The following is an 18,197-nucleotide window of genomic DNA, read 5'->3' as shown; positions in this document are numbered from 1 at the left end:
CTACCGAATTCGGTAGGTGGCGCGACATCCGATAGGCGACGTGCAGCGCGGGTGGGGTTCTCCTGGCCGGACGGGCCGGTACCGCGGCGGGCGCGACGCGGCAGGTCAGCCCTGGAGGTCGCCGTCCTCGATGTCGTCGAGGTCGATCGGCCAGCCGGCCTCCTTGCCGTCCTGCTTCTCGGCCAGGCGGGCGGTGCGGGCGGCCTCCCGCATCTCGATGCCCTCGGTGACGAAGTCGCCCACCTCGCGGGCGATCGACCCCACCGCGTCGGTGATGATGACCGTGATGCGGCCGACCAGCGACGCGCCCGCCTGGACGCCCGCCTGGATCTGGTCCTTGTTGCGCTCGAAATCGCTCATCGGGTGCATCCCCTCTCGTCCGTGATGAACCCGAAGGTACCCCGACCCGGGCCGGTGGTGAGGCTCTCCCCGGCTCAGGCGGCCGTCGGGGACTTGCGACGCTCGATGATCACGGCGGGCGAGTCGGCCGGGGTGGGCGGCAGTGGGAGCGCGAGGCGGAACATCTTGGCCCACACGTTCGCCACCTGCTTCCACAGCGGCCCGGTGTTGTACGGCAGCCCGTGCTCCTCGCAGATCCTGCGTACCTCGACCGCGATCTCCGGGTACCGGTGCGCGGGCAGGTCCGGGAACAGGTGGTGCTCGATCTGGTGGGAGAGGTTGCCGGTGGCCAGGTGCATCAGCGGGCTGCCGGAGATGTTGGCCGAGCCCAGCATCTGGCGCACATACCACTCGCCGCGGGTCTCCTCGGCCGTCTCCTCCTGCGTGAAGACCTGCGCGCCGGAGGGGAAGTGACCGCAGAAGATCACCGAGAACGCCCACACGTTGCGGACCAGGTTGGCGGTGAGATTGCCGGCGAAGGTCAGCGGGAACAGCGGGCCGGTCAGCGCCGGGTGCACGATGTAGTCCTTGGCCACCTGCCCGCGGACCTTGCGCCACCAGCCGGCCACGAGTCCCTTGACGTCGGTCCACTTGCGCTTGCCCTTGAGTACGTTGTCGTACTCGAGGTCGTGCAGCATCACGCCCCACTCGAACAGCATCATCAGGGCGAACGCGTACACCGGGTTTCCCAGGCGGATCGGGTTCCACGGCTGCTCGTGCTCCATACGCAGGATGCCGTAGCCGATGTCCCGGTCCAGGTCGAGGATGTTTGTGTACGTGTGGTGCATGTAGTTGTGCGAGTGGCGCCACTGGTCGGAGGGGCACACGTTGTCCCACTCGAAGCTGGATGAGTGGAGCATGTCGTCGCGCATCCAGTCGTACTGGCCGTGCATGACGTTGTGGCCGATTTCCATGTTGTCGAGGATCTTGGACGCGCTCAGCGCGGCGACGCCTGCCAGCCAGGCGGGCGGGAGGAAGCCGAGGAACATGAGGCCGCGCCCCGCCAGTTCGAGTCGACGCTGGGTGCGGACGACGCGCAGGATGTAGTCGCGGTCGGCGGTGCCGAGGTCGACGACGACACGGTCACGGATCGCGTCCAGTTCGCGTCCGATGATCTCGACGGACTCCGCCGAGAGCACGATCGGCTCCGGCGCCGCGGCGGCCTTGGCGCGCTTGCCGGTTTTCGGGGCCGTGGCGGGCTTGGTGGCCGCGGGTGCCTTGGCGGTCTTCAGGGTGGGCAGATTCAGGATTGCCATGGTGGGTGTCCTTCCGGGTCGGGTCCGGGCGGTGGGAGGCAGGTGGTCTAGAGCTCGATCTCGACGTCGCCGACCGGGGCGGAGACGCAGATCTGGACGCGGCAGCCGGGCTCGGAGTCGACCTCACCGGTGCGCAGGTCGCGGGTCGCGCCGGAGACGCGCACCGCGGTGCAGGTGTGGCAGATGCCCATGCGGCATCCGTGCTGCGGGCTCAGGCCCGCGGTCTCGGCGCCCTCGAGCAGGGTCGTACCGGGATTGTCGGCGGTGACGCCGCTGGTCAGGTACGTGACGGTGCCGCCGTCGGTGTCCGGGACCTCGGCGACGGTGGCGGTGAACCGCTCGCGCAGGACGCCCGAGAACCGTTCGGCGCCCAGCGTCTTCTCGAGACCGGTGGCCAGACCCTCGGGCCCGCACAGGAAGATCGTGGCCTCGTGGTGCCAGGGCGCGGTCTCCTCGAGGTGACCGGCGCTGAGGTGGCCGGTCAGTCCGGGGCGCGTGATCGCGCGGTCCTCGGTCGGCGCTCCGGCGCTGTCCTCGCCGGCGGTGGGGATCACGTGCACATCGATCCCGGCGCGGGACAGTTCGCGGAGCCGGTCGCGGAACGGCACATCGGCGGCGCTACGGGCGTAGTGGATCCACGTCACGCGGCCGGTCCTGGTCGAGGTGGTGTCCGTGTCGGGCCCCGCGGTGCCCGCGTCCCGGCCGCCGCAGTGGCCCTCGGCGGCCAGAGTGGAGGCGATCGACAGCATCGGCGTGATGCCGCTGCCGCCGCTGACCAGCAGGATGTCCGACGGGCGCGTCGCGGGCAGGGAGATCTCCCCGGCCGGGTTGCCCAGCAGTAGGCGCATGCCCGGTTCGGCTGCGGCCCACAGGAACTCCGAGACCACGCCACCGGGATGGCGACGGACGGCGATCGTCGCCAGGCCGTCGGCGCGGGAGGCCGGGTCGACGGGGGAGTAGTGCCGGCGATGAACCACGCCGTCGACCACCACGCCGATCTCCAGCGCGGCGCCGGGCTCGGGCCGTGCGACGCGGGCGGGAAGACGCAGCGTGAGCACCGTGACGTCGGAGACCGGGCGGTCGACGGACACGACGGTCGCCCCGGTCGGGTCGTCGGACCAGGTCACGCCCAGCGAACGGGCGTAGTGCTCGACCGGGTGCGGGGTGAGCAGCGTGCGGGCGAGTTCGCCGGAGAACAGGCTTTCGGCCAGGCCGCGACGCGCGAGTCGGCCGGGCGTGAGAAGTCGGCGGGTGAAGGACGGGTGGACGGGCGGAGCTGTCATCGGGACCTCCGTGGAGAACGTGGTCGGTGTGGTCGGCCGTCGACGGACGCCGCCGCCCCGGTCTCGAGTTCCGCGCCGCGCACCGGTGGGTGCGGTCGCGCTGAAGGGGGCGCATCCGTCCGGCTCGACCACCGGACGAAACTGAGTGTACAGGTGTTCTCTGAAATGAAAAGACCCCGGTGTGTGACAGCTGGGGTGCGGGCCCACGAACTCGAACGACATGCGGTTTTTCAGCTCAATCGCTAGAATCGTCGACGTGACGGCGCCCAGATCTCGAGCAGAACAGAAGCGGCACACTCGTGCACTCATCGTCGACGCGGGTCGTCGAACGGTGGCGAGCCGTGGCTTCTCGGGCCTCGTCGTCCGGGAGCTCGCCCGCGAGGCCGGCATCGTGCCCACGGCCTTCTACCGACACTTCGACTCGGTCGAGGAGTTGGCCACCGAGCTCGCCGGAGCCGCCGCGGACGCGCTGGGCACGCTCGTCGACACGCTGGTTTCGACCCCGACGCAGGACCCGGCCTCGGACTGGCCGCACCAGGTGAGCGCCCGGGCGGCCGAGAACCCGCAGACCTGGTCGGTGCTCGCGCGCGGACTGGTCGACACCGCGGGGCCGGATCACCGCGTTCTGTCGGCGGCCGTCGACACCGCACGCCGGCGGCTCGGGATCACCCTGGGCAGGCTCGAATCGTTGTCCGGTGCGGACGGGGCGGTGGTGGATGTGACTGCCGACCTCGTCGTCGTCGTCCTGGTCCGGCACCTTATGGACGTCGCGGCCGGACAGGACGCGCGCACCCTGGACGGGGACTGCGCCGCGCGCCTGCGAGTGGTCCTCGCCGGGGCTGCCGCGCAGTAAGCGAGCGCCCCGCAGTGGCTCAGCGACGCCGCAGTGTCAGGACGGCGCCCGCGAGCACCACCAGGGCCGCCGCGCCGACCGCCATCCAAGTTCCGTACTCCTCGAACAGCGACCCCGCTGCGGTCGTCTCCGACGCCCCCGACCCGCCCAGCGGGCCCGACGCCAGCTCCGTCACGTCGTCGTCGGCCTCGCTCGGTCTGTCGCCCAGCTGGCCGACGGCGTCCTCGGCCGCGAACCCCGCGTCGAGCAACATCGCCGCCTGCTGCCACGGCGCCTGCGGCACCCGCGTGCCGTCGAGCAGCACCACGGCCAGCCGCCTGCCGTCCCGTTCGGCCGCGCCGATGAACGTGTGGCGGGCGTCGTCGGTGAAGCCCGTCTTCCCGCCCAGCGCGCCGTCATAGTTGAAGAGGAGCTGGTTGTCGTTGGCCAGCACGAAGCCGGGATTGACCACCTCGCCGTCCTCGCGTGTGGTCGGGCCGGTGTACGGGGGCGGGTCGACGGGGTCGGGCGGGCCCGCGCCCTCGCCCGCCGGGTAGCCGGGGAAACCGGTCAGCTGCGTGGAGACGATCTCGGCGAACTCGGGCCGGGTCATGGCGTCGCGGAAGATCAGCGACATGTCGTACGCCGAGGACATCATCCCCGGCCCGTCCAGCCCGCTCACCGTGGCCACGTGCGTGCCCGCGGCACCGAGCGAGGCGGCGCGCGCGTTCATCGCCTCGAGCGTGTGGTCCATGCCGCCCATCTCGTGCGCGAGCACGGCCGCCGCGTCATTGCCGGACGACATCAGCAGCCCACTGAGGAGCCGGTGCACCGAGTATCTGCCGCCGGGACCCACGCCGACGAGGCTGCCCTCGGCACCCTCCAGATGGGCGTCGGTGACCTCCACGATCTCGTCACCGTCCAATTCGTCCAGCGCGACCGATGCCAGCAGGGTCTTGATGATGCTGGCCGGGCGGTAGCGGCCGTGCGGGTCCTTGGCGGCGACGATCTCGCCGGTGTCGAGGTCGGAGATCATCCAGGCGCTCGCGGTCACCTCCGGGGGCACCGCGAAGCCATCGGGCGCCACGACGTCGCAGCCGGCGAGGGCCTCGCCGCCGGCGGGCGTGGCCGGCACCGGGGGAGGGGTGGGCGAGGACTGACCGGGCAGCGGCACCTCGGACTCGTCGACGGGCGCGGGTGGAGTCGTCCGGTACGGGCACCCGGTCAGGTCGCGCGGGGTGTCGAAGTATGACGACGACGTCGTGGACGGCAACACCGCCGGCGGCGGGGGCTCCGAGAGCGGGAGGGCGGGGTCCGGCTCGGCCGCCGCCGGGATCGCTGCAGCCAGGGGCATCAGGGCGACGAGGGCGGCGGAGGCGAGGCCGGCGGCACGGCGGGCGGGCCCTCGGCGGTTGCTGATCACGGATGTCGAGTCTACGTCCGGGGGCGGCTGCGCTCCGCCTGACCCGCGAGGGGCGACCGGAGAACGCCACCTATCGAATCGCGTGGCGCCTACGGGATCCGATGGGTGGCGCACGATCCGATGGGTGGCGATCAGCAGAACGCGGGCCGATGCGGCTCGAGGCAGGTCGCGGGCAGGCCGTTCGCCGCCGCGGAATGCAACTCGGGCCGCACCCTCGACAAGAGGATGCGGCCCGAGCCGACGATCTGTGGCGAGATCAGCGCGCGAACAGCAGTGCGCGCTTGACCTCCTGGATCGCCTGCGTCACCTGGATGCCACGGGGGCACGCGTCGGTGCAGTTGAAGGTGGTGCGGCAGCGCCACACGCCCTCGGCGTCGTTGAGGATCTCCAGACGCTCGGCAGCGCCCTCGTCACGCGAGTCGAAGATGAACCGGTGCGCGTTGACGATCGCCGCCGGCCCGAAGTACGACCCGTCGGCCCAGAACACCGGGCAGGAGGTCGTGCAGCAGGCACAGAGGATGCACTTGGTGGTGTCGTCGAAGCGGGCGCGGTCGGTCGGCGACTGGATGCGCTCGGCGGTCGGCTGGTTGCCGGACGTGATGAGGTACGGCATGACGTCACGGAACGACTTGAAGAACGGCTCCATGTCCACGTACAGGTCCTTCTCCACCGGAAGGCCCCGGATCGGGGCGATCGTGATGGTGATGGACTTGCCGTCCTTGGGGAGCATGTCCTTCATGAGGACCTTGCAGGCGAGGCGGTTGACGCCGTTGACCTGCATGGCATCCGAACCGCAGACGCCGTGGGCGCAGGAGCGGCGGAACGCCAGCGAACCGTCGATGTAGTTCTTGACGTACATCAGCAGGTTGAGCAGACGGTCGGACGGCAGCGCCGGGACCTCGAACTCCTGCCAGCCCGCCGAGTCCGGATCCTCCGGATTGAACCGGGCGATCTTCAGCGTGACCATGGTGGAGCCGGGCGGCACCGGGCGGCTGCTGGTGCCGTCGGTGGCTTTGGTGGTGTCGACTGCGGAACTCATCAGTACTTACGCTCCATCGGCTCGTAGCGGGTCTGCACAACCGGCTTCCAATCCAGCCGGATGTCGGAGAGCAGGTCGAGACCGTCCTCCTTGAACGCCATGGTGTGCTTCATGTAGTTGGCGTCGTCGCGGTCCGGGAAGTCCTCGCGGGAGTGACCGCCGCGGGACTCCTTCCGGTTGAGGGCACCCACGACGGTGACCTCCGCCAGCTCCAGGAGGAAGCCGAGCTCGACGGCCTCCAGGAGTTCGGTGTTGAAACGCTTGCCCTTGTCCGAGACGGTGACCTCGGCGTAGCGCTTCTTCAGGGCGCGCAGCTCGTCGCGGGCCTCGGTGAGCGACTGCTCGTTGCGGAACACCGACGCCTTGTCGTCCATCATGGCCTGCATCTCGCTGCGGATGTCCGCGGCGTTCTCGGTGCCGTGCGGGGCGAGCATGCGCTCCATCCACTCGCGCACCATCGTCTCGGGCTCGGCGGGCAGCTCCACGAAGTCGTGACCCGCGGCGTACTCGGCGGCGGCGATGCCGGCGCGGCGGCCGAACACGTTGATGTCCAGCAGCGAGTTGGTGCCCAGGCGGTTGGAGCCGTGCACGGAGACGCAGGCGCACTCACCGGCGGCGTAGAGGCCGGGGACGATGTCCTCGTTGTTGCGCAGGACCTCGCCCTGGACGTTGGTCGGGATACCGCCCATGACGTAGTGGCAGGTCGGGAACACCGGGACGAGCTCGGTGACCGGGTCGACGCCCAGGTAGGTGCGCGAGAACTCGGTGATGTCGGGGAGCTTCTCCTCGAGCACGTCGGCGCCGAGGTGGGTTACGTCGATGTAGACGTAGTCCTTCTCGGGGCCGGCACCGCGGCCCTCGCGGACCTCCAGGACCATAGAGCGGGCGACGATGTCACGCGGCGCGAGGTCCTTGATGGTGGGGGCGTAGCGCTCCATGAAGCGCTCGCCGTCGGCGTTGCGCAGGATGCCGCCCTCACCGCGGACGGCCTCGGAGATGAGGATGCCCAGGCCGGCCAGCCCTGTCGGGTGGAACTGGTGGAACTCCATGTCCTCGAGCGGCAGGCCCTTGCGGAAAACCACGGCCATGCCGTCACCGGTGAGGGTGTGGGCGTTGGAGGTGGTCTTGTACATGCGGCCCGAGCCGCCGGTGGCGAACACCGTGGCCTTGGAGTGGAAGACGTGCAGGTCGCCGGAGGCCAGCTCGTAGGCGACGCAGCCGGTGGCCACGGGGCCCTCGGGGGTCTCGGTGAGGCACAGGTCGAGCACGTAGAACTCGTTGAAGAACTCCACGTCGTGCTTGACGCAGTTCTGGTACAGCGTCTGCAGGATCATGTGACCCGTGCGGTCCGCGGCGTAGCAGGCGCGACGCACGGGCGCCTTGCCGTGGTCACGCGTGTGGCCGCCGAAGCGACGCTGGTCGATCTTGCCCTCGGGCGTCCGGTTGAACGGCAGGCCCATGTTCTCGAGGTCGATGACGGCGGTGATGGCCTCCTTGGCCATGATCTCCGCGGCGTCCTGGTCGACGAGGTAGTCGCCGCCCTTGACCGTGTCGAACGTGTGCCACTCCCAGTTGTCCTCCTCGACGTTCGCGAGGGCGGCGCACATGCCGCCCTGCGCTGCGCCGGTGTGGGAGCGGGTGGGGTAGAGCTTGGTGAGGACCGCGGTGCGGGTGCGCGGACCCGCCTCGATGGCGGCGCGCATCCCGGCGCCGCCGGCGCCGACGATGACGACGTCGTACTGGTGCTGGTGGACCTGACGATCGGTCATGGTGTTCTCAGTGCTCGCTTTCGAAATGGTGAAGTCCGCGGACGAATACTGCCGGCGATCAGATGTCGTAGGCGAGGCCGAAGATGGCGTAGGTGCCCAGGACGAGGACCAGGACGGTCGCGGCGATCAGGATCGCGTTGAGCCAGAACCGGGTGGAGTCCTTGCGCGAGTAGTCCGCGATGACGGTGCGGACACCGTTCGCGCCGTGCAGCTGGGCCAGCCAGAGCATGAGGATGTCCCACGTGGCCCAGAACGGGCTCTGCCAGCGATCGGCGACGTATGCCCAGTCGATGCGATGGACGCCGTCGTCGATCATCAGGCCCACCGTGAGGTGGCCGATGGTGAGGAAGACCAGGGCCACGCCCGAGTAGCGCATGAAGATCCACGCCGTGCGCTCGAAGTTGCCGCGGGAACGCAGGCGGGGCGAGCGGGGCTGCGCCAGCGAGGCGGGCCGGTCGTAAGAGGTCTGGAGAACAGGTGCGTCTGCCATGATGATCGTTCTCCTTAGATGTGCTCGAAGAGGAGGAAGAGAAGGCGTGCGGTCGCCGCGGCGAACACCACGACCCAGATCGCCAGGACGGCCCAGAGCATCTGGCGCTGGTACTTGGCGCCCTTGGACCAGAAGTCCACGGCGACGATCCGCAGACCGTTCAGGGCGTGGAACAGCACCAGGGCCACGAGCCCGATCTCCATGAGGCCGACGATCGGGTTCTTGTACGTGTCGATGACCGCGTTGTAGCTCTCCGGGCTCACGGTGACCAGGGCGGTGTCGAGCACGTGGACAAAGAGGAAGAAGAAGATCGCGACGCCGGAGATGCGGTGCGCGACCCACGACCACATCCCCGGGTCACCCTTGTAGATGTTGATCTTCTTTGTGGGTGCCGGACGCGCCGGCGCCTGCGCAGTACTCATGGGCTTGTCGTGCCTCCAGTTCGTCTGGGCGTGATGCCTACGGCGCGCGGTTCGTCCATGACAACACGGCGGGCGCCTACAAGGACTTTAGACCTGAGAGTGAACTGATGAGAAGCAGGGTGGGTACCGTGGTCCGAACAGGTAATCCCTGTTAGGGGACCCTAAATGAAGTTACCCGGGGGTAGATGAAGGTGTCCGGCGACGAAACCGCAGCACAACGGCTCATAGACCTCGACATGCTCCGCGAGCACGCCCTCCGGGCGGCCGAGAGCGCCTATCGGCCGTATTCGGGGCTGGGGGTGGGTGCCGCGGCGATCGCCACCGCTCCGCAGCGAGAAGCGGCCGGCACGGCCTCCTCCGCGGCGCACGGCAGCAGCACGCGGATCGTCACCGGCTGCAACGTGGAGAACGCCTCCTACGGGCTGACGTTGTGCGCGGAGTGCTCACTCGTGTCGGACCTCCACCGGACGGGAGGGGGCCGCCTGCTCGAGGTCATCGTCGTCGCCCATACCGGCGAGCCCCTCGCCCCGTGTGGGCGCTGCCGACAACTCCTCCACGAACACGGTGGCCCCGACCTGATCGTGCACGGCGCGCGCGGACCCGTCCGCCTCGGTGCCCTGCTGCCCGACGCCTTCGGCCCGGAGGATCTGACGTGAGCGGGACGGGCGACGCCGCGCGGCGCCACGATGCGGTCCGGATCATCGAGGCGAAGAGGGACGGGCGGGAGCTCGACGACGACGAGGTCGACTGGATCGTCGACGAGTTCACCCGCGGGACGGTCGTCCCGGAGCAGATGTCCGCGCTCGCGATGGCGATCTACTTCCGCGGGATGAGCGATCGGGAGATCTCCCGGTGGACCACCGCGATGGTGGGCTCGGGCCACCGATTGGACCTGGCCGGCCTGACCCGCGGAGGCCGGGAGGTGCCGACCGTCGACAAACACTCCACGGGCGGGGTGGGTGACGCGATCACTCTGGTCCTCACACCGCTGCTGGCGACCTGGGACGTGGCCGTGCCGCAGTTGTCGGGGCGGGGGCTCGGGCACACCGGCGGCACGCTCGACAAGCTCGAGGCGATCCGCGGCTGGCGCGCGGACCTGAGCGGGGACGAGATGCGGCGCATCCTGTCGGACTCCGGGGCCGTGATCTGCGCGGCCGGGGCCGACCTCGCACCCGCGGACCGCGCCCTGTACGCCCTGCGGGACATCACCGGCACGGTGCCCTCGATCCCGATGATCGCGGCGTCGATCATGAGCAAGAAGATCGCCGAGGGCACCGGTGCGCTGGTCCTCGACGTGAAGTTCGGGTCCGGGGCGTTCATGACCTCACGTACGGATGCCGAGGAGCTCGCCCGCGTCATGGTGGGTATCGGCACCGCCGCCGGAGTACGGACCAGTGCGCTGGTCACGGCCATGCACACCCCGCTCGGGCGGGCCGTGGGCAATGCGGTCGAGGTGGCCGAATGCCTGGAGATCCTCGGCGGCGGGGGACCCGCGGACATGGTCGACCTGACGTGCGCGCTGGCGGAGGAGGCCCTGGCCGCGGTGGGCATCAGCGACGATCCTCGGGCCCGACTGTCGGACGGGCGGGCCATGGATTCCTACCGGGCGATGATCTCCGCCCAGGGCGGCGACCCGGACGCCGAACTCCCGCGGGCCGCGAACGTCGAGCAGGTGCGGGCGCCCGCCGCGGGCCGGATCACCTGGGATGCGCTCGGGGTGGGCCGGGCGTCGTGGCTGGCGGGCGGGGGACGCAGCGCACCGGGCGAGGCCGTCGACCACGCCGCCGGGGTGCTGCTGCACCGGGTCGAGGGCGACGAGGTGCGGGCCGGCGAGGTGATCGCCAGCGTGTACGCCGGCGACGCCGGCCGGATCGCGTCCGCTCTCGGCGAGCTGGGGGCCGCCGTCGACGTCAGCGACCCGGGCTCCGCACCCGCACGCGGCCCCGCGGGTGCGGTCGTGCGACGGCTCCGCGGCTGGTGAGTGGGCCGGATACCCCGGAGGGCGCCGGCTCAGGCCATGTCCGGGGTGGTGACCAGTTGCTCGACGTCATCGACGAGGTCCCGCCACTCGGAGGCCTCGTCGTCGTACGGCGCGGTGGGCTCGAGCAAGGTCGCATCGTCCGGGTTGAGCACGTAGTGCATGTACCGGCGCAGCGAGGATCCGCGGCCGGTCACCGACGCCTCCAGTTCCGCGTCGCCGACGTAGTTCGCCATGTCGGTGATGAGCTCCACCGCCAGGCCGAGCTGGCCCGGGTCGACCATGGACGGCCCGATCTCGATGTCGCGATCCAGCCCGGCGAGTACGTACACGTTGTCGTCGGTGGCCTGGACATCGAGGCTGCCGTCGGTGGCGGCGATCTTGATCTGCTCGTACGTGGCGACCCGGCTCAGCGTGTCGTCGTCGTTGTCCGCCAGATAGCGGCCCAGACCGCGACCGCTGGTGAACACGTACACCTGGTCGCCGTCGCCCAGGAAGACCGGGCGATCGCCCAAATAGCAGCGCAGACTCAGGAACTCCTGGTCGCCGAACACGATCTGGATGGGGTCGATGCCCACCTTCTCCCAGATCGAGCCCTCCGGGTAGCCGGTCCGGGCGGTCTCCTCGGCCTCGGGCTCCTCCTCGGGCAGGGCGGCCTCGGCGGCCTCGAGATCGCGGCGGGCCTTGTCGACCTCGCCCTTGTCCAGAGCCGGGGCGGTGATGACCTCCTGGATCGCATCCAGCACGTCGTCCCAGCCCTTGGCGACGGTCTTGCGGATGGACTTCCACAGCTTGAGGCCCTCACGGCCGTAGAACTCGTCCATGCCGTGGGTGACGGTGGCCAGAATCGGGTTGCCGTTGAAGAACTTGGTGACCGTGACCAGCTCGCAGACCTCGCCGATCGAGCGGGCGATGGCGAAGGACTGGTCGATCTCGTCCACCGACGACTCGGTCGGAGCGTCGCCGAGGAGTTCGAGGACGCCCACCAGGTCGTAGCAGTTCTCGTCGGCGGCGCGGAAGTCCAGCACGTCCGAGTTGGCGAACTGCTCCCACGACGGGTGGTCTTGTAGGTCCTGCTCGGCCCCGCTGCGCACCAGAGCCAGCAGCTCAGCGGTCGAATCGAAGGCGTAGAGATCCTCGTCGAGGCCCAGGAACGCCTCCCAGTCGTCGTTGTCCTCGCGCCAGCTGGGCGCCCAGAGGGTCGTGACGTCTCCCTCCGGGAGACCGAGCTCGATCGGGACGATGTCCTTGGCCATGTCGGCCAGCATATCCAGGCGTGGTCAGCTGGTGCCACGGCCGGCCGGGCCAGTCGCGCTGTCGGCCCGCAGCGCGTCCTGCGCAGCCTGCCTCCGTCCGCCCACGGCGAGCGCCACGGATCCCGACACCAGCTCGGCCCGCCGGGAATTGGCCTGCTCCACGGCCCGGGCGGTGGCCTCGAGGATCGACGCCGACACGGTGTCCGGCCCGTGCCGGCGCAGCCCCGCCGCCAACCGGAGATCCACCACGGTCCCGCCGGAGTCCGCGGTGGCCGTGGCCAGTTGATCCCGGCTGGTGGCGACCACCCGCAAGGTCTCGAGCTGATCGTGGGCGGACTCCCACTCCGACGCGATTCCCCGCAGACGGTCGAGGAAGGCCTCGACGTCCAGCCCGCCGGCGGTCAACGGACCGACTCCAACACCCCGTCGTCGTCGACGCCCTCGGGGGTCCAGTCGCGGCCGTCCCATTCCTCCTCGGCCCGGCGCTCCAACAACTCGCGGGCCTCGCCCGCGGCCGCGGTGAGGGCGCGCAGCACCGCCCGCGCCACCTCCGACGGCGTGCGGTCCAGAAGGCGATCGGGAACGGCGAGGCCGACCGGCACACCATTGGTGCCGACCTCGGCGACGACCCCCGACATCGGGTCGGTGTGACGGCAGGTGTCGGGCGTCATCCGCCGGTCGGACGGTAGAAGCCGTAGAAGGACATGCCGATATTGTCGGTGCGCAGGCCGGAAACCGCTACAGGGTCCCCAGCCTCCACGATCTGGTCGTTGCCGATGTACATCGCCACGTGGCCGTCCCAGACCAGCAGGTCGCCGGGCGCGAGATCCTGCTGCGAGATTTGAACCCCCACCCCTTGCTCCTGCGCGAGGCGGGGGATCTCCACCCCGGCATCGCGGTAGGCCCACTGGGTGAGCCCGCTGCAGTCCAGTCCCTGCCCCGGCGTGGTGCCGCCCCACACGTACGGCACGCCCTGCTGGCTGAGGGCGTTGCGGACCGCGCCCGCGGCCTGCTCATTCGGTGCGGTGGCCGAGGACCCGTCCGGAAGCACCACCTGGACTCCGCTGCCGAGGAAGCCGGACCCCGCGTCGCCAACGCCGGCGGAGCCCGGCGTCGACACACTCCCGGAGTCGGAGCCGCCGGCCGGGGCTCCGACTCCGCCTGCGCCTGCGCCGGCACCTGCCGCGCTGCTGAGGCCGCCCGCGCCGGTGCCGGGCCCGGGTGCGCCCACCTCGGTGGGTGAGCCGCCGACCGCGGTGGTGGCGCCCGGCCCGGATCCCGCGTACGCCGCGGTGGTGGCGTTGATCGCGCCCGCCGCGCTCGTATCCGCGCCGAGCATCCCGGGCATGCGGGGCGTGCCCGGGATCCCGGCGGCGATCGCGTGCATCTCGGCCGTGGGCGCCCTGAGTTCGGTCTGGACCCGCTCCGCGACCTGGATGCCGCGCGCCAGATGCTCGGCGGCCAACGCGAGGAGCGCGGCCTGCCCGGGCGGCGTCACGAGGGTGGGTCCGAGGGCGGCGGCGCGCGCGATGAACTCGTTGACGATCCCGATCACCTCGATCGTCCCGCGCACGACGATCTCGGCGGCCACGGCGGTGACCCGCGCGATCTCCACAGCGGAGTCGGTGAGTGCGCCGATGGTCCGGCCGACCTCCGCGATCGACTGGGCGGCACCCAGTGCGGCGAGGGAGTCCCACGATTCGGACAGCAGCCGCTCGAGTGGCGGCCCCAACTGCTCGGCCACCTCCAGGCCGTCGCTGACCGGCCGCATGACGTTCTGCGCCTCCGCGGGGACGAACTCCTCGGTGGAGAGCAGGTCGAGGACCTGCCTGATGGGGCCGACGTAGGCCAATGCGTCCGCGATCACCGGATCACACCGTCCATTCGGTCAGGCCCCGGCCGGCCGCGCCGATGGCCCGGGCGCCCGCGGTGTCGGTGTCCTCGAACAACCGGGCCGACTCCAGCACCAGATCCCCGGCGGCATCGGTCACCCGGGCGACCCCGGCGAGCACCTCCCGGTGGCGGGAGGTGGCCGCCAGCAGGGCCGACATGAACTCGGCCCCCACCGGCCCCACCACCGGCACCACCGCCGCGAGCGGTAGCGAGTCGACCGCGTCGAGCGCTCCCCCCAGCGTCTCGGCCAGGGTGGTCAGCCCCGTACCCAGCTCACGTAAACCGTCGACATGGACCTCGATCGCCCCGTCTGCCATGGTCGCGCCCCCTTGTCCTGCCTTATGTCCCGTCACAGGGTTCGACGAGCAGGGGAGACGATCCGGTTCCAGCACCCGCGAAAAACTTCTCGTGTGGAATCCTGACGGGCATGGACATCATCGTCGTGGACCACCCCCTGGTCGGGGATCGCCTCCGTACGCTGCGCGATTCCGGCACCGATACCGCGGGTTTCCGGGCCGCGATGGACGCTCTGGGAACCATGCTCTGTTACGAGGCCTTCCGTTCGGTGCCGACGGTCGAGATCCCGGTGACCACCCCCGTGATCGAGACGACCGGGGTCGCGGTGGACGGCGTCCCGCTCATCGTGCCGGTGCTGCGGGCCGGGCTCGGTCTGTTGGAGCCGGCGACCCGCCTGCTGCCCGGCGCGCAGGTCGGCTTCATCGGCCTGGCGCGCGATGAGCAGACCCACGAGCCCTTCTCCTACCTGTGCTCGCTGCCTGATGATCTCGCCGGCAGGCACGTGGTGGTGCTCGACCCGATGCTCGCGACCGGCGGCTCACTGGTCACCACCCTGGAGACGCTCACCGCCCGTGGCGCGACGGGCATCACCGTGGTGTGCGTGCTGTGTGCGCCGGAGGGCGTCGAGCTCGTGCGCGACTCCGGGCTCGCGGGCACGCTCGTGACCGCGACGATCGACGAGCGACTCGACGAGGCGGCCTTCATCGTCCCGGGCCTCGGCGACGCCGGCGACCGTCTCTTCGGTCCGCGCTAACGCGCCCGGCCGGCGATGGCGTCCGCGACCCGGTCGGCCAGACGCGCGAGCCGGTGTTCGACCCCGGCTCGGTCCGCCGGGGAGGGCTCCGGCGGTGTCCACGCCTCGACGTAGGTCTTGAGCAGCGGCTCGGTCCCCGAGGGGCGGATCACCGCGCGGGCGCCGTCGATGTCCACACGCAGGCCGGCGGTCCCGTCGAGGGAGTGAACCGCGGGCCGGGCCCCCCTGTTACCCGCGCCGCCGAGCAGCGCCGCGGCCCCGGCCAGCGCGACGGCGGGATCAGCGCCGACCGCCAGCGGCAGAGTCTCGTTGCGCCGGACGTGCACGCCGAACTCCCGCCCCAGCGCGTCGAGACGTTCACCGACAGCGGGCCCGCCGGCCCCGACCATCGCGCACCAGAGCGCGGCGGCGGAGATGCCGTCCTTGTCGGCCACGACCTCCGGCAGCACGCAGTGCCCGATCGCCTCCTCGTACGCGTACCGCAGCGGCCGTCCGGCGCGCACGAGCCACTTGAACCCGGTCAGCGTTTGAACATGCCGACCGCCGCGCGCGGGAACGATCAGCGACGGCAGCCGCGACGACACGATCGTCGATGCCACCACGGGGGTGCTCCGGCCGGCGCCGGCCCCCGGCAGCGGCGCCCGCAGCAGGTGGTCGGCGAGCACGGCGCCGGTCTCGTCGCCGTCGAGCATCCGCCAACGCCCGTCCGGCCCGGCCACACCCACGGCGCACCGGTCGGCGTCGGGGTCGAGCGCGATCGCCACATCGGCCTCGATCTCCGCCGCCAGCGCGAGCAGCCGCTCGGTGGTCTGCGCGCGCTCCGGGTTGGGGGAGTCGACGGTCGGGAAGTCGGGGTCGGGCTCGGCCTGCTCGGCCACCATCACGACGTCCCGCACCCCGATCCCGGCCAGAACGCGCAGGCAGACCTCGCCGCCCACCCCGTGGACGGGCGTCAGCGCGACGCGCGGAGGCCGGGCGGGCGCGGGGATCCGGGCCACGACGGCAGCAACGTAGTCGTCGACCAGCGCCGGGTCGACCCGCACCTCACCGCGACCGGGGTTGACCGCGGTGCCCCCGCGCGGCGCGGTCTCGTCGTCGTTCCATACTGACGCTGCGGGAACGGCGACGCCCTCTCGCGCGGCCGCCACCAGGTGCGCCTCGATGTGGACGTCGGTGGGCGGCACGATCTGCGCGCCCCCGCGCCCATAGACCTTGATGCCGTTGTCGCCGGCCGGATTGTGGGACGCGGTCACCATGAGCCCCGCCGCCGCGCCACGCGACCGCACCGCCGCCGCCACGACGGGGGTGGGGACCGGGCCCGGGGGGACGACGACGACGAAGCCGGCCGCCGCCACCACCGCAGCCGCGACCTCGACGAACCGCGCCGACCCGTGGCGCGCGTCCCCGCCGACGACGACCGTCGACCCGGGCGACTCCTGCTCACGCAGGTGGCGGGCGACGGCGGTCGCGACCAGTGCGACCGTACCCTCGTTCATCCGGGCGGGGCCGTCCCCGAGTGGGGCGCGGACGCCCGCCGTACCGAATCGCAGCGGCGCGAGATCGGGGGCGGCGTCGGAGGTCGGGTCGTGGGGACTGGGCACGGTCGGCCTCGTTCAGACGCGGGCGACGGCCGGCACGAGGGCGCGGAGCGCCGTGGTGAGGCGGGTGGCCCCGGCCGCCCCGGCGGCGAGCACCTCGGTGTGGTCCAGCGGCTGCCCGGTGACACCGGCGGCGAGGTTGGTGACCAGGGACATCGCGACCACGTCCAGGCCCAGTCCACGGGCGGCGATGGTCTCGGGCACGGTCGACATCCCCACCAGGTCCGCGCCGAGCACACGCAGCATGCCGATCTCGGCGGGGGACTCGTACTGGGGGCCGGGCATCGCGGCGTACACGCCCTCGCCCGGGCGGGAGTCGGTGACCCCGGCGGCGGCATCGGAGGCGGCGATGGCGTCGGCGGCCGCCTCGCGCAGAGTCGGGCGGTAGGCGTCCACCAAATCGACGAACAGGGGGCCGGTCAGCGGGGAGCGGCCGGTGAGGTTGAGGTGGTCGCGGATGAGGACCAGGTCGCCCACGGTCAGGCCGTCGCGCAGGCCGCCGGCGGCGTTGGTGAGCACCAGCACGCGGGAGCCGGTGGCGGCGGCGACGTGGGCGGGGTGGACGACCGGCTCGGTGCCGTGACCCTCGTACAGGTGTGTGCGGCCTGCGATCGACAGGAGGGTGACGCCGTCCACCAGGCAGCTGGTGACGGTCCCGCGGTGACCGACGGCCGACGGCGCGACGAACCCCGGCAGCTCCGACACCGGGATCGTCACCGCGGTGCCCGGGTCGGCGAGTCCGGTCACGACCTCCGACCAGCCCGAGCCCAGTACCAGCGTGACCTCGTGCGAAGGGCGGCCGGTGGCGCGGGCGATGGCGTCGGCGGCCGCGGCGGCGTCGGCGGTCGGGGTCAGGAGCGGGGCCACCTCAGGCGCCGGGGCCGACGTTGCGGGACTCGCGGGTGCGCAGCTCGCGCACGTACTGTTCGGGCGCGCCCGCGCACTCGGCGGCGTCGGCCAGCAGGCCGAGGTAGCGCGCCGACGGCAGCCCGCCCTCGAACGCGTCCATCACGTACAGCCACGCGAGGACCGTGTCCTCGGCGGCCGTCGCGGCACCGGGCCCGTCCGCCGGGCCGGAGTCGACGGCGAACTCCGACTCCTGGGCGCCCACAGGGGGGCCGTCCGGGACGGTCGGCTGGCGCGTGATGCGCACGCGGATCTTCCGGGCGGGCATCTGGTCGGTGCCCTCCCAACGGTCGAGGGAGAGCGCGTCCTCCTCGGGGACGTCGTAGAGCACGACGAACACCCGCGAGTCACGGTCCTGCACCAGGGTCGCCACCGCGCCCTCCCAGGTGGGGTCGTCGCCGGCGAAGGTGAGTCGCCAGCCCTCGAGCCACCCCGACCCGGCGAAAGGGGAGTGCGGCGCGCGGGTGGTCATCTGATCGGGATGCATGTTGGTCCCGTACGCGGCATAGAGAGGCACGCCACCGACTCTAGTCCGTTCGGCAAGCCCGGTCGGTGCACACTCGGGCCCGGCGCGGGTGGATCGGGTGGCGGATCGGGTGGGT

The 18,197-nt window shown here is 71.4% G+C and carries 20 protein-coding genes; 4 read left to right on the top strand and 16 right to left on the bottom strand.

Annotation, left to right across the window (positions count from 1 at the left end):
• Positions 1-105: 105 nt before the first annotated feature.
• The 3 genes from ACWIFB_RS16700 to ACWIFB_RS16690 form a co-directional block, all read right to left on the bottom strand.
• The gene (locus ACWIFB_RS16700) at positions 106-360 is read right to left on the bottom strand and encodes a hypothetical protein (protein WP_295654072.1); all 255 of its coding nucleotides are present in this window, start codon (positions 358-360) and stop codon (positions 106-108) included.
• 74 nt (positions 361-434) lie between these two features.
• Entirely contained in the window at positions 435-1,655 is a 1,221-nt protein-coding gene (locus tag ACWIFB_RS16695) for a fatty acid desaturase family protein (RefSeq protein ID WP_454058831.1), read from the bottom strand.
• 47 nt (positions 1,656-1,702) lie between these two features.
• The gene (locus ACWIFB_RS16690; protein ID WP_454058830.1) at positions 1,703-2,938 is read right to left on the bottom strand and encodes a flavin reductase family protein; all 1,236 of its coding nucleotides are present in this window, start codon (positions 2,936-2,938) and stop codon (positions 1,703-1,705) included.
• 256 nt (positions 2,939-3,194) lie between these two features.
• Between ACWIFB_RS16690 and ACWIFB_RS16685 the strand changes: the two genes are divergently transcribed.
• Positions 3,195-3,791 (top strand): TetR family transcriptional regulator, encoded by a 597-nt coding sequence (locus tag ACWIFB_RS16685; protein WP_454058829.1) that lies wholly within the window; start codon positions 3,195-3,197, stop codon positions 3,789-3,791.
• A 19-nt stretch (positions 3,792-3,810) separates the two neighbouring features.
• Here the strand turns inward: ACWIFB_RS16685 and ACWIFB_RS16680 are convergent, their stop codons facing one another.
• The 5 genes from ACWIFB_RS16680 to sdhC all read right to left on the bottom strand — a co-directional run bounded on the left by ACWIFB_RS16680 (position 3,811) and on the right by sdhC (position 8,913).
• Positions 3,811-5,193 (bottom strand): D-alanyl-D-alanine carboxypeptidase family protein, encoded by a 1,383-nt coding sequence (locus ACWIFB_RS16680; RefSeq protein WP_454058828.1) that lies wholly within the window; start codon positions 5,191-5,193, stop codon positions 3,811-3,813.
• Positions 5,194-5,449: 256 nt separating this feature from the next.
• Positions 5,450-6,232, bottom strand: coding sequence for a succinate dehydrogenase iron-sulfur subunit (locus ACWIFB_RS16675; protein WP_230930211.1), 783 nt, complete (start codon positions 6,230-6,232; stop codon positions 5,450-5,452).
• Complete coding sequence (gene sdhA / locus ACWIFB_RS16670; protein WP_230930212.1) at positions 6,232-8,001, bottom strand: succinate dehydrogenase flavoprotein subunit; 1,770 nt, start codon at positions 7,999-8,001, stop codon at positions 6,232-6,234. Before sdhA ends, ACWIFB_RS16675 begins: the two co-directional genes overlap by 1 nt.
• A gap of 58 nt (positions 8,002-8,059) precedes the next feature.
• Complete coding sequence (locus ACWIFB_RS16665) at positions 8,060-8,491, bottom strand: succinate dehydrogenase hydrophobic membrane anchor subunit (protein WP_230930213.1); 432 nt, start codon at positions 8,489-8,491, stop codon at positions 8,060-8,062.
• Positions 8,492-8,505: 14 nt separating this feature from the next.
• Positions 8,506-8,913 carry a succinate dehydrogenase, cytochrome b556 subunit gene (sdhC, locus tag ACWIFB_RS16660; protein WP_230930214.1) on the bottom strand — a complete coding sequence of 136 codons (408 nt, stop codon included), beginning with the start codon at positions 8,911-8,913 and terminating at the stop codon, positions 8,506-8,508.
• A gap of 185 nt (positions 8,914-9,098) precedes the next feature.
• Here sdhC and ACWIFB_RS16655 point away from each other — a divergent pair, with 185 nt between their 5' ends.
• Complete coding sequence (locus tag ACWIFB_RS16655; RefSeq protein WP_454058827.1) at positions 9,099-9,569, top strand: cytidine deaminase; 471 nt, start codon at positions 9,099-9,101, stop codon at positions 9,567-9,569.
• Positions 9,566-10,894 (top strand): thymidine phosphorylase, encoded by a 1,329-nt coding sequence (locus tag ACWIFB_RS16650; RefSeq protein ID WP_454058826.1) that lies wholly within the window; start codon positions 9,566-9,568, stop codon positions 10,892-10,894. Before ACWIFB_RS16655 ends, ACWIFB_RS16650 begins: the two co-directional genes overlap by 4 nt.
• Positions 10,895-10,923: 29 nt before the next feature.
• Here ACWIFB_RS16650 and ACWIFB_RS16645 read toward each other — a convergent pair whose 3' ends face one another.
• The 5 genes from ACWIFB_RS16645 to ACWIFB_RS16625 are packed head-to-tail and all read right to left on the bottom strand — an operon-like array spanning position 10,924 to position 14,357.
• Positions 10,924-12,147 (bottom strand): primosomal protein, encoded by a 1,224-nt coding sequence (locus tag ACWIFB_RS16645; protein WP_452099195.1) that lies wholly within the window; start codon positions 12,145-12,147, stop codon positions 10,924-10,926.
• Positions 12,148-12,171: 24 nt separating this feature from the next.
• On the bottom strand, positions 12,172-12,552 hold the full coding sequence (locus ACWIFB_RS16640) for a YbaB/EbfC family nucleoid-associated protein (protein ID WP_452099196.1): 381 nt from the start codon (positions 12,550-12,552) through the stop codon (positions 12,172-12,174).
• Positions 12,549-12,818, bottom strand: coding sequence for a hypothetical protein (locus ACWIFB_RS16635; RefSeq protein ID WP_452099197.1), 270 nt, complete (start codon positions 12,816-12,818; stop codon positions 12,549-12,551). Before ACWIFB_RS16635 ends, ACWIFB_RS16640 begins: the two co-directional genes overlap by 4 nt.
• Positions 12,815-14,014, bottom strand: coding sequence for a C40 family peptidase (locus ACWIFB_RS16630; RefSeq protein WP_454058825.1), 1,200 nt, complete (start codon positions 14,012-14,014; stop codon positions 12,815-12,817). Before ACWIFB_RS16630 ends, ACWIFB_RS16635 begins: the two co-directional genes overlap by 4 nt.
• Positions 14,015-14,018: 4 nt before the next feature.
• The gene (locus ACWIFB_RS16625) at positions 14,019-14,357 is read right to left on the bottom strand and encodes a type VII secretion target (protein WP_452099199.1); all 339 of its coding nucleotides are present in this window, start codon (positions 14,355-14,357) and stop codon (positions 14,019-14,021) included.
• A gap of 110 nt (positions 14,358-14,467) precedes the next feature.
• On the opposite strand from ACWIFB_RS16625, the gene upp reads away from it, so the two are divergent.
• A complete protein-coding gene (upp, locus tag ACWIFB_RS16620; RefSeq protein WP_452099200.1) occupies positions 14,468-15,091 on the top strand; it encodes a uracil phosphoribosyltransferase in 624 nt (207 codons plus the stop codon).
• Here the strand turns inward: upp and ACWIFB_RS16615 are convergent.
• Genes ACWIFB_RS16615 through ACWIFB_RS16605 form a run of 3 tightly spaced genes read right to left on the bottom strand, consistent with a single transcriptional unit; the run spans position 15,088 to position 18,112 of the window.
• Positions 15,088-16,692: a phospho-sugar mutase gene (locus ACWIFB_RS16615; protein WP_454058824.1), complete on the bottom strand. Its 1,605-nt coding sequence runs from the start codon at positions 16,690-16,692 to the stop codon at positions 15,088-15,090. The genes upp and ACWIFB_RS16615 overlap by 4 nt on opposite strands.
• A gap of 12 nt (positions 16,693-16,704) precedes the next feature.
• Entirely contained in the window at positions 16,705-17,556 is an 852-nt protein-coding gene (locus tag ACWIFB_RS16610; RefSeq protein WP_454058823.1) for a purine-nucleoside phosphorylase, read from the bottom strand.
• A 1-nt stretch (position 17,557) separates the two neighbouring features.
• The gene (locus ACWIFB_RS16605) at positions 17,558-18,112 is read right to left on the bottom strand and encodes a gamma-glutamylcyclotransferase family protein (RefSeq protein ID WP_344996553.1); all 555 of its coding nucleotides are present in this window, start codon (positions 18,110-18,112) and stop codon (positions 17,558-17,560) included.
• Between the last annotated feature and the right edge of the window lie 85 nt (positions 18,113-18,197).

The organism is Dietzia sp. NPDC055340 (assembly GCF_053645335.1).
This window is presented reverse-complemented; position numbering and strand designations above follow the sequence as displayed.

What these genes read in the sequence shown, in the direction of transcription:
- ACWIFB_RS16700 (WP_295654072.1), bottom strand. Translation starts at nt 360, where the DNA reads ATGAGCGATTTCGAGCGCAACAAGGACCAGATCCAGGCGGGCGTCCAG.
- ACWIFB_RS16695 (WP_454058831.1), bottom strand. Translation starts at nt 1,655, where the DNA reads ATGGCAATCCTGAATCTGCCCACCCTGAAGACCGCCAAGGCACCCGCG.
- ACWIFB_RS16690 (WP_454058830.1), bottom strand. Translation starts at nt 2,938, where the DNA reads ATGACAGCTCCGCCCGTCCACCCGTCCTTCACCCGCCGACTTCTCACG.
- ACWIFB_RS16675 (WP_230930211.1), bottom strand. Translation starts at nt 6,232, where the DNA reads ATGAGTTCCGCAGTCGACACCACCAAAGCCACCGACGGCACCAGCAGC.
- sdhA (WP_230930212.1), bottom strand. Translation starts at nt 8,001, where the DNA reads ATGACCGATCGTCAGGTCCACCAGCACCAGTACGACGTCGTCATCGTC.
- ACWIFB_RS16665 (WP_230930213.1), bottom strand. Translation starts at nt 8,491, where the DNA reads ATGGCAGACGCACCTGTTCTCCAGACCTCTTACGACCGGCCCGCCTCG.
- sdhC (WP_230930214.1), bottom strand. Translation starts at nt 8,913, where the DNA reads ATGAGTACTGCGCAGGCGCCGGCGCGTCCGGCACCCACAAAGAAGATC.
- ACWIFB_RS16655 (WP_454058827.1), top strand. Translation starts at nt 9,099, where the DNA reads ATGAAGGTGTCCGGCGACGAAACCGCAGCACAACGGCTCATAGACCTC.
- ACWIFB_RS16645 (WP_452099195.1), bottom strand. Translation starts at nt 12,147, where the DNA reads ATGGCCAAGGACATCGTCCCGATCGAGCTCGGTCTCCCGGAGGGAGAC.
- ACWIFB_RS16635 (WP_452099197.1), bottom strand. Translation starts at nt 12,818, where the DNA reads ATGACGCCCGACACCTGCCGTCACACCGACCCGATGTCGGGGGTCGTC.
- ACWIFB_RS16625 (WP_452099199.1), bottom strand. Translation starts at nt 14,357, where the DNA reads ATGGCAGACGGGGCGATCGAGGTCCATGTCGACGGTTTACGTGAGCTG.
- upp (WP_452099200.1), top strand. Translation starts at nt 14,468, where the DNA reads ATGGACATCATCGTCGTGGACCACCCCCTGGTCGGGGATCGCCTCCGT.